The organism is Streptosporangium sp. G12 (assembly GCF_052983175.1).
Genome location: NZ_JBRIQO010000010.1, coordinates 246,433 through 262,066 on the forward strand (window position 1 = coordinate 246,433; position 15,634 = coordinate 262,066).

Below are 15,634 nucleotides of genomic sequence, written 5' to 3' on the forward strand. Positions count from 1 at the left end.
GCCTGCCGGCGCTGGAAATACGAAAACACGGTGGATGCGGGTGTGCCATGTAAAAGTACGCACTTCTCGTCCGGCACGTGGATCCGCCGAGTATTCAATGCGCTTATTTCATATTCCCATATATTAATTCCGGTCCGCCGTGGCGCGCTTCACGTGGACGCCCGGCAGGAATCGGGTGGCCGGTTCCCGGCCCGGCCCTCGAATGCGCGGGTGTCGTTCCCGGGCTGGGCGGACCTGTCCTGATATAGCGTCGCGTCCATGACCGAACTCGACGGCCGCCTGCGCGCGGTGTGCGACCTCACCGTCTCCGGCGTCCGGGAAATGGCCGGGCGGCACGAGTACGACGGCCTGATCCAGGACCTGTCGCCCGAGGGGGTGCGCGCCGGGCTGGCCGCGCTGGGCCGGGGACCGCTGCCCGCCGACCCGTACGACGCGGCGCACCTGCAGATCTTCGAGGAGGCCGCCCGGGTGCAGCTCGGCGAGCTGGAGCTGCACCGCCGCAGCCCGCTGGAGCACCTGGGCAACCTCGACCTGGCCACCTACGACCGCGAGTACGCCCCCGAGGCCGAGCGGCACGCCGCCAAGCTCGCGCACCTGGCCCGCTGGCCCGAGGCGGTGGACAACGCGGTCGCCTCGCTCGACCTGCTCAGCGCCCCCGTCGCGACCGCCCTGCTCGGCGCGGTGCGGGGCCTCGCCTCCGGGGTGCCCGAGGACGCCGAGGAGAGCACGCGCGAGGCGGCGTTCAGGGCGCACGCCCGGCTGGTGGAGCACGTCGAGAAGGCCGCGCACACCGGCGACCCGGACGCCTCCCTCGGTGCCGAGGGGCTCGCCAGGCTGATGGGCGCGGGCGACGGCCTCCCGGTCGACCTGGGACGGCTCGCCGAGCGCGCCGACGCCGAACGCGACCGCCTGATGGCCCGGCTGGCGGAGTCCTGCGCCGCGCTGGGGTTCGCCGGACGGCCGCCGCTGGAGGTCTCGCGCGAGCTCGTCAGGCAGCACCCCGGCCCCGGCGGCGTGATCGAGGCGGCCAGGATCGGCACCGAGAGGGCGATCGCCTTCACCCGGGAGAAGGACCTGGTGCCCTACCACGACGGGGAGTGCCGGGTCGGCATCGCGCCCGAGTCGCGCCGGTGGGCGATGGCCATGATGAGCTGGTCTGCGCCCGGCGAGCCCGACGGCCCCTCGTGGTACCACGTCACCCCGCCCGACCCCTCGTGGCCCGAGCGCGACGTCGAGGAGTGGCTGGAGGTCTTCAGCGAGACCACGCTTCCCGCGATCAACGTGCACGAGGTCGCCCCCGGGCACTTCTCCCACGGCCGCGCCCTGCGCCACGCCCGCTCCGACGTGCGGCGCACGCTGATGTCGCTGGCCTTCGCGGAGGGCTGGGCCCACTACGCGGAGGAGCTCTGCGTCGAGGAGGGTTTCGCCCCCGACGACCCGCGTTTCGAGATCGGCGTGTGGCTGGAGGCGCTCATCAGGGTGACCCGGCTGGCCTGCGCGATCGGCGTGCACTCCGGCACGATGACCGTCGAGGAGGGCGCCCGCCGCTTCGCCGCCGACACCCACATCGCCGGTCCCGCCGCGCTCTCGGAGGCCGCGCGCGCCACCTTCGACCCCACCTACGGCCGCTACACCTGGGGCAAGCTGGAGATCCTCGACCTCCGCGACCGCGCCAGGGCCGAATGGGGCCCCGGCTTCGGCCTCAACCGCTTCCACACCGCCATGCTCGACCTCGGCTCCCCGCCCCTCGGCCTGCTCGGCCACGCCCTCGCCGGTACGTGACCGGCGGTCCCCGGCGGCATGTCCACCCGGAGGCGCGGCGGGCGCGTGGTCAGCGGTCGACGGCCGTGGCGCCGCCGTCGACGACCAGGTGGGTGCCGGTGACGAAGGACGCCTCGTCGCTCAGCAGGAACCGTACGGCCGCCGCGATCTCGGCGGGCCGGCCCAGGCGGCCGAAGAGCGACCTGCGGGTGAAGGACTCCAGATAGCCCGCGTCGCCGCCCGCGGCGGTGGTGAGCAGCGGGGTGTCGACGTAGCCGGGGCAGACGGCGTTGACCCGGATCGGCGCCAGCTCATGGGCCATCGAGCGGGTCAGGCCGAGCATGCCCGCCTTGGACGAGCAGTAGGCCGGGATGAAGGCCTGCCCGACCAGGCCCTCGATCGAGGAGATGCCGACGATCGCGGAGCCCTCCTGGCCGCGCAGGTCCTCCAGCAGTGCCTTCACCAGCAGGGCGTGGGCGCGCAGGTTGACGTTGAGCACCGCGTCCCACGAGGCCTCGGTGAGGTCACCGACGGCCATGGGGGCCACGATCCCGGCCGCGTGCACGAGACCGCCGATCGAGGTGAGGGCGTCGCGGCTGGTGGCGATCGCCTCGGGGAAGGCCGAGGAGTCGGTGACGTCGACGGGGACGGCGATCGTGGCGACGCCGTGCGCGGCGGCGAGCGAGGAGGTCTCCTTGGCGCCCGCCTCGTCCAGGTCCCAGATCGCCACCGGGCGCCCGGCCTCGGCGAGCGCCAGCGCGCAGGCCCGGCCGATCCCCGACGCCCCGCCGGTGACGATGACTCCGGTGCCGGTCATCGGCGACCTCCTCGATTGTTCGGGGGCTTCACGTTAGGTTTGTGCCCAATCGGCCGCCAGGTACGGCGGTTCCGTGGCCGGCCGGCCGTCGGGTACGGCGGCTTCGTGACCGGTCGGCCGTCGGGCGGGGCGGCTGTTGTGCCCGGGCGGTCGCAGGGTACGGCGCGAACCGGAGGCGGCGCGAGGTGTGAACCGCCGGTCCGGAGGTAACACGATGCGTGAACCATGATGCTGGAGGAAGCGCTATGCGTGAACTGTCGGGCAAGGTCGCGGTCGTCACGGGGGCGGGCAGCGGGATCGGGAGGGCACTCGCGCTGGGCCTGGCCGCGGAGGGGATGTCCCTCATGCTCGCCGACGTCGATCCGGGAGACCTCGCGGAGACCGCCTCGCTGGTGGAGGGGAGCGCGGCGAGGGGAAGCGCGGCGGAGGGCAGGATCCTCGGGGGCAAGGTGCTCACCGAGATCACCGACGTCTCCGACCCGGTGGCCGTGGATCACCTCGCCGACCGTACGTTCGGCGAGCTGGGTGCGGTCCACGTGCTGTGCAACAACGCGGGGGTCTTCCAGGGCGGCCGGATGTGGACGCGGGAGCCGGAGGACTTCGCCTGGATGCTCGGGGTGAACCTGTGGGGCGTGCTCCACGGGGTCCGGGCCTTCGTGCCCCGCATGATCGACCAGGACACCGAGGGCCACATCGTCAACACCGTCTCCGCCGCGGGACTGTTCGCCACCCCCTACTTCGGCCCCTACTCGGTCTCGAAGTACGCCGCGTTCGCCGCCTCGCAGTCCCTCGCCCAGGACCTCGCGACGGCCGGTTCCAAGCTCCGGGTGACCGCGCTGTGCCCCGGCGGGGTGCGCACCGGCCTCAACCGCTCCAGCCGCCACCGGCCGGAGAATCTCGTGGCCGCCGAGCGCACCGAGGACGAGGCGGCCTCCTCCGCGATCATCGACGGCCTGGTGGAGGGGGGCATCGACCCGGTCGAGGTGGCGCTCGCCGCGGTGGCCGCCATCCGCGAGGAGCGCTTCCTGGTCCTCACCCACCCCGGCCACGCGGATGCCCTGCGCGAGCAGACCGAGGCCCTGATCGCTGGGGCACTGCCCTCGTTTCCCGGCTACGACCAGGCGCGCTGACAGGCGCCGATAGACTGGGGCCACCGCTCTGTTCCTTTTGGGGGTCTTGGTGTCTGACTTCGACACGGTCCTGGTCGTCGACTTCGGCGCGCAGTACGCGCAGCTGATCGCGCGAAGGGTGCGTGAATGCCACGTCTACTCCGAGATCGTCCCCTCGACGATGCCGGTCGAGGAGATGATGGCCAAGAAGCCCAAGGCGATCATCCTGTCCGGCGGCCCCTCGTCGGTGTACGCCGAGGGCGCCCCCGCCGCCCCCGCGGGCCTGTTCCGGACCGGTGTGCCGACCTTCGGCATCTGCTACGGCTTCCAGATCATGGCCCAGGAGCTCGGCGGGGAGGTGGCCAGGACCGGCACCGCCGAGTACGGCGGCACCCGCCTCGACATCGGACAGCAGGGCGTGCTCTTCGCGGGGCTGCCCGCCACGCAGTCGGTCTGGATGTCCCACGGCGACAGCGTCTCCGCCGCCCCCGAGGGCTTCACTGTCACCGCCGCGACCGCCGAGACGCCCGTCGCCGCCTTCGAGCACCCCGAGCTGGGCCTGTACGGCGTCCAGTTCCACCCCGAGGTCCTGCACTCCGAGCACGGCCAGGCCGTGCTGAAGCACTTCCTCGACGCCGCGGGCTGCCGCCCCTCCTGGACGATGCTCAACATCGTCGAGGACGCGGTCGAGGCGATCCGCGCCCAGATCGGCCCCGAGGGCCGCGCCATCTGCGGCCTGTCCGGGGGAGTCGACTCCGCGGTGGCCGCCGCCATGGTCCAGCGGGCCATCGGCGATCGGCTGACCTGCGTCTTCGTCGACCACGGGCTGCTGCGCAAGGGTGAGGCCGAGCAGGTCGAGCGCGACTTCGTGGCCGTCACCGGCGTCAAGCTCCGCGTGGTCGACGCCCAGGAGCGCTTCCTGAAGGCGCTCGACGGGGTCACCGACCCCGAGGAGAAGCGCAAGATCATCGGCCGTGAGTTCATCAGGGTCTTCGAGGACGAGCAGCGCGCCATCATCGCCGACGGCCCCGTCGACTTCCTCGTCCAGGGCACTCTTTACCCGGATGTGGTCGAGTCCGGCGGCGGCACCGGCACCGCCAACATCAAGTCCCACCACAACGTCGGCGGCCTCCCCGACGATCTCCAGTTCTCGCTGGTCGAGCCGCTCCGCGCGCTGTTCAAGGACGAGGTGCGCCGGGCCGGGGAGGAGCTTGGCCTGCCCGCCGCCATGGTCTGGCGCCAGCCGTTCCCCGGCCCCGGGCTGGGCATCCGCATCGTCGGCGCGGTCAGCCGCGAGCGCTTGGAGATCCTCCGCGAGGCCGACGCCATCGCCCGCGAGGAACTCTCCCGCGCCGGTCTCGACCGGGACATCTGGCAGTGCCCGGTCGTCCTGCTCGCCGACGTCCGCTCGGTGGGCGTCCAGGGCGACGGCCGCACCTACGGCCACCCGGTCGTGCTGCGCCCGGTCTCCAGCGAGGACGCCATGACCGCCGACTGGTCGCGCGTCCCGTACGACGTGCTCGCCCGCATCTCCACCCGCATCACCAACGAGGTCCGCGAGGTGAACAGGGTGGTGCTCGACGTGACCAGCAAGCCCCCGGGCACCATCGAGTGGGAGTAGGCGCCCCGGGAGGCCGCGGCCGGGGCGAGCCGCCAGGGCCGAGCCGCAGAGGTGAGCCGTGGGGGTGAGCCGCGAGGGCTGAAGCGCGGAAGTGCTCCGCGGGGGTGGGTCGCCCAGGCCCGTCGGCGCCGATGGCGCGGTTTCGCCAGGTGCCGGGCGGTAAGTTGGGGCGGGTGTCCTCCACCACCCCCATCGGCACCCCCGGCGGCGCAGACTCCCCCCCGGCCTCCGGCACCCGCCTGGCATGGCTCGACGCGTTGCGTGGCATCGGCGCGGTCGCCGTGTTGCTGGAGCATCTGCTGCCCTGGTTCATGCCCGCCCTGAGGCCGTACTGGTTCAACCTCGGGATGTACGGCGTCCTGGTGTTCTTCCTGGTCAGCGGCTACATCATCCCGGTCTCGCTGGAGAGGCGCGGCGACGTCAGGGCCTTCTGGATCAGCCGCGTGTTCCGGCTCTACCCGATCTACCTGCTGGTCGCGGCGGCCGTCCTGGTCATGGCGATCTGGATGCCCGTCCGCGAGCAGGTGCCCAGGGACCTGTCGTCGGTGTCCGCGCACGCCACGATGCTGCTGGACGTGGTGCACCTGGGCGGCCTGGCCGACACCATGTGGACGCTCTCCTACGAGATGGTCTTCTACCTGGTCGTCACCGCGCTGTTCGTCGGCGGGGCGCACCGCGCGAGCGGGACCTACGCGGTGGGCTTCGGTGCCGTCGCGGTCGTGGCGGGACTGCTGCTGACGGGACCGCTGCTGGAGGGGCCCTGGCCCGCGTACGTCTCCGGCGTGCTGTTCTTCGCGGGCCTGGCGTGCCTGATCAGCGGCCGGTTCCAGAAGGCCGCCGCGTACGTCCTCGGCGCGATGGCGCTGGTGCTGCTGATCTTCTCGGGCTTCGTGCCCTGGCTGGGGGCGGCGATCCTCGCGGTGATGTTCGCCGGGACCGCGATCCGCCGCTGGGAGCAGGGCGCGGGCGGGCTCTGGCCGGTGGCGGCGGCGACCGTGCTGGTGGCACTGGCCCCGGTCTGGTCGGAGCAGGCGGGCTGGTGGTGGGTGCGGCCGGGGCCGTGGTTCGCGACCATGGCGCTGGCCGGGGCGACGTTCGCGGCCGCGATGGCCCTGCGCGAGCGCCGGCTGCCCCGGTTCCTCGTCTGGCTGGGCCTGGTCAGCTACTCGATCTACCTGCTGCACCACCCGCTGCTGCGGCTCATGCACGCCGTTGTCGGTGACGTACGGGACGCGGGGCAGGTGGTGCAGCTGTCACTGTCGGCAGCGTTCGTGCTGGTGGTGCTCGGCCTGAGCCTGCTCACCCACCGCTACGTGGAGCTTCCCATGCAGCGGCTGGGCAGGCGGCTGGCCCGCGGGCCGGGTGCCTCCCCAGCCGCTTCCTCCCGTGAGGCCGCGGCTCAGAGGCCGTCCTCGGGGGACTGGGCGTAGGCGTCCGGGTCGCCGGTGGGCGAATCGGAGGACAGGTCCTCGTCCTTCTCGGAGCCGACCGGGTAGACGTCCCCGGCCTTGGTGGCCTTGGCGCCGCGCAGCGAGGAGACCGCGACCACGTGGTATCCCTGCTTCTGCAGGGCGGCCAGCAGCTTCGGCATCACCGTGACGGTCTGCGGCACCCAGTCGTGCATGAGGATGACCCCGTCACGCTTGGCGTTCTTGAGCACCTCGTCGTAGATGGCCTTCTCGTTCTTGGTCGCCCAGTCCCGCGAACCGCCGTTCCACAGGACGATCGGCATGCCCATCTGGGTGGCGATCGCCGCGACCCGCTCGTCGAACTCGCCGTAGGGCGGGCGAATCGTCGTCGGGTACTTCCCGGTGGACTTCTTGACGATGTCCTGGGTCTTGGTCAGCTCCTCGCGGATCTTGTCTTCCGACAGCTCCCGCAGGTGCGGGTGGCTGTAGCTGTGGTTGCCGATGTCATGGCCCTCGGTGACCATCCGCTTGGCGAAGGCGGGGCGGGACTTCACGTACTGGCCCTCGAGGAAGAACGTCGCCTTGGACTTGTACTTCTTGAAGGTGTCGAGCAGCTTGTCCGCGTACTTGCCGGGGCCGTCGTCGAAGGTGAGCGCGATGCACTTGACCTTCGCGCAGTCCACGGGCACGGGCTTCGGCGTGGGGGTGGGCGTGGCCTTGGGAGCGGGCTTGGCCTTGCCCGCCGTCGTGGCCGTCGTGCTGGGCTGTTCCGCGCTCCACGCGGTGGTCGGGATGGAAAACATGGCCAGCGCACAGGATGTGGCCAGCAACATTCGGACAGGAGACTTCATGAGGGGAGCTCCGGGTCAAATCGACGTCGGTCGAGTGGGCATCCTATCGAGGCGTCTGATGCCTCCCGGGGCTGAAGCGTCACAATGTCCTGTGAAAGGCGCATTTTCCCGTGATCGGGCTACGGTGCCGCACGTGGTGCCGCGCTCCGCGCAAACTTGATGTTTCCCCAGGTCATGGCTGTGTATAACGGGCCGGGCCGACCCCTGGCGTGCCCGATGATGGGCATCGGCCCCCTGCCGGAGCACGCTGGGAAAACCATGATGATCAGTACGGTGAGCCCGAAACCGGTCAAGGAGGAGCGGGGGGAGACCGGCGGGGCGCCGGCCCGTGACCGGTGGTTCACCCTCGCCTGTTACGCGACCGCCCAGCTCGCGCTGCTCGGCTGGTGGCTCGCCTTCCACCCGGGACTGATGAGTCCCGACTCCGTCACCTACGTCGCGCACGTCACGACGGGCCCCTGGGTGGCCGGGCAGTCGGTCGCCTACGACGCCCTGCTCGGGCTCTCCCTGAGGGCGACCGGCGACCTGTCCCCGGTCACCCTCCTGCAGACGGCGGCGATGGCCGCCGCGCTGGCCCACCTCGCGGGCGCGATCCGGTCGCTGGGGGTACGGGGGCGCCCGCTGCTCGTGGCGGTGGGGTGCGCGGCGCTGTCGCCGCCGCTCGGCGCCTTCACGGTGTCGATGTGGAAGGACGTGCCGTTCACCGTGTGCGCCGTGCTGGCCGCGGGCACCGCCGTGCGGCTCGCGGCCCGACCCGGTGCCCGGTCCCGTGCGCGTGGCGTGGCCGGGTCCGCTGTGCGGGACGAGGACCGGGCGGGGGGCGTGGCCGGGTCCGTGGCGCGGGAGGGGGTGCGGAGGCGTGGCGGAGCCCGGAGGCGGGGCGGGGCCGGGCACAGGGGTGGGCGCGGCGGGTGGGCCTGGGACCCGCGCTTCGCCGCCCTCGGGGCGGAGCTGCTCGGGCTGGGGCTCTTCCGCAACAACGGCTTCCTCGTGGCGTCGATCGCCGCCGCGCTGCTGGTCGCGCTCCTGTCCGGCCGTCCGGGGGCCCGCCGGTGGGTCGCGACCCTGGCGGCCGGGGCGGTGGCGGCGCCCCTGCTCCTGCTGGGCGTCGGCTACCCGGCGATGGGCATCGCGCCGCCGTCCCGCTCGTTCGCCTACCAGACGGTGTTCGGCGACCTCGCCGTGGCGTACGGCCAGAGACCCCGGCTCTTCGACGACGAGCAGCGGGCGCTCCTGGCGGGGATCGCCCCGCTCGACGCCTGGCGGCGGGGGGCGACCTGCCAGACCATGGCGGGCGTCTTCTTCGACCCCGGGTTCGGCCACGCGCGGGCCGAGCGGCGGATCTCCGACGTGCTGGAGCTCTGGCGGGACCTGCTGGTCCGCGCCCCCGGCATGATGCTGAGCACCCGGGTCTGCCGCGCCGCGCTCGCCTGGCAGGTCGCCTCGACGTCGGACGAACCCGGCGGTGAGCTCTACCGCTTCTCGCTGAGGGATCCCCGGCTCCCCGAAGGCTGGCAGGGCACCCCGGCGGCCTCGGTGATGCGGCAGCGGCCGATCTCCGCCGGGCTGCTGGCCGCGGGGTTGTTCGCGCTGGACGCGAGCACGGTCAGGCAGCTCGAATGGCTGCTGTGGCGGGCGCCCTTCTGGTGTTACCTCGCCTACGCCGCCGCCGCGCTCGTGTGGTGGCGGACGGGGAGCCGGGCGGCGCTCGCCGGGGCGGCCGTGGTCGCGGGGCAGCAGATCGGGGTGATCCTCACCAACACCGCGCCGGACTTCCGGTTCATGGTGTCGCCGATCTTCGTCGGGGTCCTGTTCGTTCCCCTGCTCCTGCGGGAGGCGGCGGCCCTGGCACCCCGTCGATGAGCGGGCCCCGGAGCCCGCCCGTCAGCGGTCGAGCTCGTCGAACAGCGCCTCCCACCGGTCCAGGACGCGGGGCAGCCGGTACTCCCTCATCCGTTCCCTGCCCCTGGCCCCCATCCTCCGGCGCAGCTCGGCGTCGGACATGAGGCGCTCCAGCGCGGCGGCGAAGCTCCCGGTGTTGCCGGGCTCGGTGAGCATGCCGTTGTCCCCGTCCTCGACCAGGGTCCTCACCCCCGCCGAGGCGTCGCAGGCCACGGCGGGCAGGCCGCAGGCCGCGCCCTCGGCGAGGACCAGCCCCCACCCCTCGAAGTCGCTGCTCAGGGTGACGATGGAGGCGTCCAGGTACTCGGCCTCGACGTTCTCGACCTGTCCGCGGAAGACGATCCGGTCGCCGAGCCCCGTCTGTGCGGCCTGCGCCTCCAGGACCGCCCGGAGCGGCCCGTCGCCGATGATGTGCAGTTCCCACGGCTCGGCGACGGCCGGGGCCGCGGCGGCGAAGGCGTCGATCAGCAGGTCGATCCGCTTCACCCTGACCAGCCGCCCCGCCGAGACGATCCGCGGGGTGCGCAGCGGGGCCGCCTCCCTGGGGAAGACGCTGACCGGGTTCAGCATGGTCCCGCAGTTGGCGAGCCGGTGTCCGGTGAAGGACGCGGCGTAGTCGTCGCAGAGGAACAGCGCCTTGTCGAGGTGCGCGTAGTGTTTCTTGATCAGCCTGAGGTTCGGGGAGTCCACCGCCTCGGCGTACGACTGGTGGTACTGGCCGATCTTGGCGATGTGCGGCATGGACAGGTCGGCGATCCAGTGGGCGGCCCAGGGCGAGGCGATGACCAGGTAGCCGTCGCGGGTCCGGTCCGTCAGCCGCAGCAGTTTCCGCCGGGCGGCGGCGACCTCCTCCGGGGTCCTGCGCTGCCTGCCCCTGCGCCATGGCAGCGAGCGGGCGGCGGCCTCGGGGGCGGGCGTGTCGTACAGCGTGGTGTGCCGGTAGACGGGGTCGGCGACGTAGGTCTGCGGCTGCCGGGAGGGGTTGATGCTGATCAGGGTGACCTTGTGCCCGCGTGAGCCGAGGCCCTGGGCGAGGGTGTGGATGACCCGCTGGGACCCGCCCATCGAGTCGCCGTCGGTGCTGAGGAAGAAGACGTTGCGCGATCTCACCGCGTGACCTCCGGGAAGAAGCGATCTCACTGTGTGGTCTTCGGGAAGAAGCGATCTCACCGCGTGACCTCCGGGAAGAACGCGTCCACGACCCTGCCGCTCGCCTGCCCGTCGTCGAGGCCGCACCAGCGGTCGCGGAACTCCGCGTAGCGCCGCCCGTACCGTTCGGTGATCTCGGCGAGCCCGTCCAGGGCCCCGGCCAGCTCTTCGGGGTCACGCAGCAGCGGCCCGGGGGCGACCTCGGCCAGGTCGAAGCAGACGCCCCGCTGGGTGGAGGCGTAGCGCTCGTAGTCGTCGACGTAGTAGAGGATCGGCCTGCCGAGGCAGGCATAGTCGAACATGATCGAGGAGTAGTCCGTCACCAGCACGTCCGAGGCGAGCATCAGGTCGTTGACCTCGGGGAACGCCGAGGCGTCCCGGACGAGCCAGCCGAGCGGGTCGGGCACCGCGAAGCGGTCGTACTGGTGGGCGCGGACGAGGATCACCCAGTCCGGGGGCAGCACGCCGGCGAGGGCGGGCAGGTCGAGCCGGATCGAGTCGCCGCTGAAGCGCCGGCTGTCGCGGTAGGTGGGCGCGTAGAGGATCACCCGCTTTCCCGCGGGGATCTCGAAGAACTCCCTGACCCGCCGCGCCCGCTCGCGCTGTGCCGGTTCCATGTGCCGTACCAGCACGTCGGTGCGCGGGTAGCCGGCGTGCAGCAGCTCGCCCCTGAACCCGCTGGCCTCCGCGAAGTCGCGGCGGAAGTCGGGGCCCGGCGTGAGCAGCACGTCCCAGCGCGCCACCGCCTCGGCGTACTTCCTGGCCAGGGACGGCTGCGCCCGGTGCCGGGGCTCGTCCAGTCCCATCTTCTTGAGCACCTGACCGTGCCAGGTCTGCAGGTAGCGGGTGCTCCTGCGCTTGCGGTAGCAGTAGGGGAGGTTGTGGCTGTCCACCCAGTGCCCGGCGCGCGCCAGGGTCCAGGCGTAGCGGAAGGTGTCGCGCCGGACGAGGTCGACGTCCTCGGGGAAGCGTTCGGGGACGTCGGCGTGGGACCAGACCGCCCGCAGGCCCGTGGCGCGCCGCTGCAACTCCTCGTGGACGTAGCGCGGGTTTCCGGTGTAGCCGGTGCCCTCGGCCGACTCGAACAGCACCAGGCGGCGGTTCACCGGCACCGTCGCGCTGACCAGCCGGTAGAAGCGGCCCAGGTTGCGGGGGGTGGCGAGGTCGGACAGCAGGTCCCGCCAGAGGTCCGCCACGTTCGGGAAACGCCGCCCGGACGCGGGGCCGAGCCTGCGCGCCGTGAGGCGGAACGGGATGTCGGCCGACGCCTCGAGGACCAGGCGGCCCGAGCCCGCCGGACCCACCGCGCCCACGGAGGTGAACGACAGCCCCGGGATCGCGAGGAGGGGCCTGATGTTCCGCCGCTCGCCCTCGTGGAGCGAGATCGTGACCGCCTGCGGCCTGACGGCGTTGTCCGGCCAGTCCAGGTCGGGCAGGAAGATCGACACCGTTCCCTCCAGGATGCCCGTCCCCTCGGGGGGAGCTCCCGGCATCCGCGGGATTCTCGGTCTCTCCGGCTCCTCCGGGTCCCACTGTCCTTCGAGCCCCTTCGGGGCCTGTTCCTCCCGTTCGCCCGGCGCCCCGATCACGACGGGTGCCATCTGGACGGGGATCGAGGCGATCGCCCTCTTCCTGCCGCCGATACGGAGCCACGCGGTCAGCGTGCGGCCGTCGAGCACCCGGCCCGGGTCGTAGGTCCGCAGGCTCAGCCGGATCTCGTCCCTCGACGCCTGCAGGTCGACGAGCTCGTGCCGGAGCAGCGCGCCGGACAGCGGCTGCTCCGCCAGGTGCAGCTCGGTGACGTCCAGCTCGCTCCGTCCCTGCTCGCCTCCGGGGAGCGTCGCCCCCCAGAACACCCGCTCGCCGTCCGCGGTGACCGCCCGGGGCGGGATCGAGTGCCTGCCCCCCAGCTCGACGGCGGCGAGCGCCGCCTCCGCTCCGCGCCGCTCGCGGACGAGCTGGACGCACACCCGCTCCGCCCGGGTCAGCCGCCCGATCGCGGCGGGGTCGAGCGTGTCCACGTACGGGATGACGATGTCGGCGAACTCGGAGATCCACGCCGGGTCGCGCTGGGGCAGGTCGCCCAGGTAGAGGCGGAGGTCGTGGGAGAGGAAGCGGAAGTCCTTGTCCTCCTTGAGGTCGAGGGAGTGGGTGCTCGCGAGGACGCGGTCGCTCAGGACGGCGGCGGCGACGCGCTGGCGCACGTTCTCCAGCTCGTGCCGCCGGGACGAGATCGACCTGGTGGCGGGCGTGGCGGCGAGCAGCCAGCGGTAGACCGGCCACGGCACGATGGCGAACAGCTTGCTGCGGCAGAACAGCTCCGTCGACCAGACGATGTCCTCGTGGTGGATGTCCTCGGGGAAGCGGATGCCGGTGACGTCGAGGAAGGTCCGCCGGTACAGCTTGTTGGTCGCCAGGCAGTTGAAGAGCAGCTCGGGCTCCGCGCGGATGCCGTCCACGACCCGTCGTTCCGCGAACAGCTGGGGGTACCAGAGGGTGACGGCGCCGGTCGCCTCGTCGACGCGCTCCACGGTGCCCATGACGAAGTCGGCGCCGGTCGCCTCCGCCTCCAGCAGGAGGCTCTTGCAGGCGTGCCTGGGCAACTCGTCGTCGCTGTCGAGGAACATCAGGAAGGGCGAGCGCGAGGCGTCCATGCCCGCGTTGCGCGGCGCGCCGCAGCCGCCGCTGTTGGCGGGCAGCCGTACGTAGCGGACCCGGCCGTCCTCCTCGGTGAGCGCCTTGGCCACCGCGGGGGTGTCGTCGCCGGAACAGTCGTCCACGATGATCACTTCGAGGTTCTTGAGCGTCTGGCTGAGCACGGAGCGCACGGCCCGGGGTAACCGGGCCGCGTCGTTGTAGGTGATGACGATGACGCTGACGTCCGGGGCCGTGTATCGCTGTGTTGTCATGTGCGCAACTCCAAGGCGGCTGGGAGGAGAGCCTTGACCTGCGGTGGTTCAGGCCCGGTGGGCGCGAGCCAGGCAAGGCGTCATGGGATCGCTGGTGTTGGTCCGGGGGGAAGGGGCGCGTCAGGCCGGGGCGGGCGCGTCCGAGAGGAGGACGGGGGCGTCACGGCCGGTGCCGCTCGCGGCCCGCTTCCGGTCCGCGCGCTCCTCGTGGTACTCCGCGTCGACGTTGACGTCCCAGACGTCGTGCCGGGCTCCGTCGACGATGTTCTCCACGGTCAGCATCGCGGTGAGCATGGAGTGGTCCTGGTTGTTGTACCGGTGCATGCCGTTGCGGCCGACCGGGTGGATCTCCGGCCACTCCACGTCGAGGTACTTCCTGAGCACCTCGACGTTGCCGGCGTAACCGGCGTCGTAGACCGGGTAGGCCTTCGGCATCCGCACCACGTATCCCCGCTGGACCGAGCCGGGGGTCACCAGGCCCAGGTGCTCCAGTTCACGGGTGCCGAACGCGACGAGGTCGTCGTCCGGGGCGCGCCACAGGTCGTCGCCCTCGTTGACGAAGTACTCCAGGCCGAGACAGGTCCGCCCGGCCTGCACCAGGTACGGCGACCAGGAGCCGTAGTTCTGCACCCGGCCGAGCCGGACCTCGGGGGAGTGGATGTAGACCCAGTTGTCGGGGAAGGAGAACCGCTCGGGGACGACCAGCGCGACGGTGAGGAAGTCGCGGTGTCTCAGCCCCGCGGCGGCCTCGGCGACGGCGTCGGGCACGTCCGGCCCGAACGCGCGGATCAGGGCGTTGAGCGGCATCGAGGAGATGAGGTCGTCGCAGTACACCTCGCGGGTGGCGCTCCCACGTACCTCGCGGACGGCGCTCCCGCCGCCCGGGTGAACGGTGCCGGTGTCACCGGCGGAGCGGACGTCGCCGGTGCCGTCGTCCTGGCGGGTCGTACCGCCGTCGTCCTGGCGGACGGTGACGGCCAGGCGGCCCCGGTGGCGGCGGATGCGCTCGACCCGGGTGCCGAGGTGCACGGTGGAACCCCGCTCGCGGACCCGGTCGGCGCAGGCCTCCCACATCATGCCCGGTCCCAGCTTGGGGTAGCGGAACTCCTCGATGAGGCTCGTGACCTCCTTCCGGTTCCTCCCGGGGGTCAGCGCGTCGGCGATGGCCTTTCCCAGGGAGAGGTTCCTGATCCGCTGCGCGGCCCAGTCGGCCTGGATGCTCGCGGCGGGAACGCCCCACACCTTCTCGGTGTAGGTCTTGAAGAAGATCCCGTAGAGTCGCCGGCCGAACCTGGCCGCGACCCAGCCCTCGAAGGTCGACTGGTCGGCGGGCGGCCTGACCCGGGCCCAGGCGTACGAGCCGACGCAGCGCAGGGATTCGAGGACACCGAGGTTGAGCAGGGCGTTGGACGCCTTGAGCGGGTAGTCGTAGAAACGGCCCTTGTAGTGGATGCGGCTCATTCTCGGGCGGAGCAGGAAGTCCTCCTCGCCGAGGATCTCGTTCCAGAAGTCCTCCACCCGCGGCACCTTCGTGAAGAAGCGGTGCCCGCCGATGTCGAAGCGCCAGCCGTCGCGTTCCTCCGTCCGGCTGATCCCGCCGACCACGCGGTCGGCCTCGAAGACCTCGCAGGGGTGTCCTCGCCGGGTCAGCTCGTAGGCCGCGGTGAGCCCGGCGGGCCCCGCTCCCACGACCACTGTTGAATCCATGCGCTTCCCCCCGCGAATGCCGTTTCCCACGATCTCGCCCGTCTCGGTCACCCGATCGTGTCGGACGGTCAGGGGGGACCGAGGGGTCATCACGTCTTACTAGGACGTGTGCATTCCCAGCCTTGACCTGGGCTTGGGGAAGGCGTTGCCGCGTCACGGACCGGCCGCCCGCGGGAGATGCACGGGAGATGGTCAAGTCTCGGTCAGCTCACTCCATCGCGGTCATGTTTCGGGTTCGCCCGGCCTGTCGCGAAGCCATGCTGCTGACGTGACGTCTACGTCGCGCTCATGGCCGCCAGGTTGTGTCGACGGGCACACGGGCCCCTTCCGCCGCTTTCCGGCGACCGCTGGGCCTCCCGCCGCGCGCCCGTGACGTCTTCCACGATGAGTGGATCTTCA

Annotated in this window: 10 protein-coding genes; 5 read left to right on the top strand and 5 right to left on the bottom strand. The window is 72.0% G+C overall.

Annotated features, from left to right (window positions below; genetic code table 11):
- Positions 1-258: 258 nt before the first annotated feature.
- Positions 259-1,782 (top strand): DUF885 family protein, encoded by a 1,524-nt coding sequence (locus ACVCAG_RS17665; RefSeq protein ID WP_440082865.1) that lies wholly within the window; start codon positions 259-261, stop codon positions 1,780-1,782.
- A gap of 49 nt (positions 1,783-1,831) precedes the next feature.
- On the opposite strand, the gene ACVCAG_RS17670 is transcribed toward ACVCAG_RS17665, so the two are convergent.
- Positions 1,832-2,578, bottom strand: coding sequence for an SDR family NAD(P)-dependent oxidoreductase (locus tag ACVCAG_RS17670; RefSeq protein WP_447190040.1), 747 nt, complete (start codon positions 2,576-2,578; stop codon positions 1,832-1,834).
- A 245-nt stretch (positions 2,579-2,823) separates the two neighbouring features.
- Between ACVCAG_RS17670 and ACVCAG_RS17675 the strand changes: the two genes are divergently transcribed.
- The 3 genes from ACVCAG_RS17675 (at position 2,824) to ACVCAG_RS17685 (ending at position 6,738) form a co-directional block, all read left to right on the top strand.
- On the top strand, positions 2,824-3,708 hold the full coding sequence (locus ACVCAG_RS17675) for an SDR family NAD(P)-dependent oxidoreductase (RefSeq protein WP_440082867.1): 885 nt from the start codon (positions 2,824-2,826) through the stop codon (positions 3,706-3,708).
- Positions 3,709-3,736: 28 nt separating this feature from the next.
- Positions 3,737-5,308, top strand: coding sequence for a glutamine-hydrolyzing GMP synthase (gene guaA, locus ACVCAG_RS17680; RefSeq protein WP_440082903.1), 1,572 nt, complete (start codon positions 3,737-3,739; stop codon positions 5,306-5,308).
- A 173-nt stretch (positions 5,309-5,481) separates the two neighbouring features.
- Positions 5,482-6,738: an acyltransferase family protein gene (locus tag ACVCAG_RS17685; RefSeq protein WP_440082868.1), complete on the top strand. Its 1,257-nt coding sequence runs from the start codon at positions 5,482-5,484 to the stop codon at positions 6,736-6,738.
- On the opposite strand, the gene ACVCAG_RS17690 is transcribed toward ACVCAG_RS17685, so the two are convergent.
- Positions 6,708-7,550 carry a polysaccharide deacetylase family protein gene (locus tag ACVCAG_RS17690; protein ID WP_440082869.1) on the bottom strand — a complete coding sequence of 281 codons (843 nt, stop codon included), beginning with the start codon at positions 7,548-7,550 and terminating at the stop codon, positions 6,708-6,710. The two genes, ACVCAG_RS17685 and ACVCAG_RS17690, sit on opposite strands and share 31 nt — an antisense overlap.
- 291 nt (positions 7,551-7,841) lie before the next feature.
- Between ACVCAG_RS17690 and ACVCAG_RS17695 the strand changes: the two genes are divergently transcribed.
- Positions 7,842-9,431 (top strand): hypothetical protein, encoded by a 1,590-nt coding sequence (locus ACVCAG_RS17695; RefSeq protein WP_440082870.1) that lies wholly within the window; start codon positions 7,842-7,844, stop codon positions 9,429-9,431.
- Positions 9,432-9,452: 21 nt separating this feature from the next.
- Here ACVCAG_RS17695 and ACVCAG_RS17700 read toward each other — a convergent pair whose 3' ends face one another.
- From ACVCAG_RS17700 to ACVCAG_RS17710, 3 genes are all read right to left on the bottom strand, one after another.
- Complete coding sequence (locus ACVCAG_RS17700; protein WP_440082871.1) at positions 9,453-10,580, bottom strand: glycosyltransferase; 1,128 nt, start codon at positions 10,578-10,580, stop codon at positions 9,453-9,455.
- A 56-nt stretch (positions 10,581-10,636) separates the two neighbouring features.
- Complete coding sequence (locus ACVCAG_RS17705) at positions 10,637-13,528, bottom strand: CDP-glycerol:glycerophosphate glycerophosphotransferase (protein WP_440082872.1); 2,892 nt, start codon at positions 13,526-13,528, stop codon at positions 10,637-10,639.
- A gap of 120 nt (positions 13,529-13,648) precedes the next feature.
- Positions 13,649-15,235 (bottom strand): NAD(P)/FAD-dependent oxidoreductase, encoded by a 1,587-nt coding sequence (locus ACVCAG_RS17710; RefSeq protein ID WP_440082873.1) that lies wholly within the window; start codon positions 15,233-15,235, stop codon positions 13,649-13,651.
- Positions 15,236-15,634 lie beyond the last annotated feature (399 nt).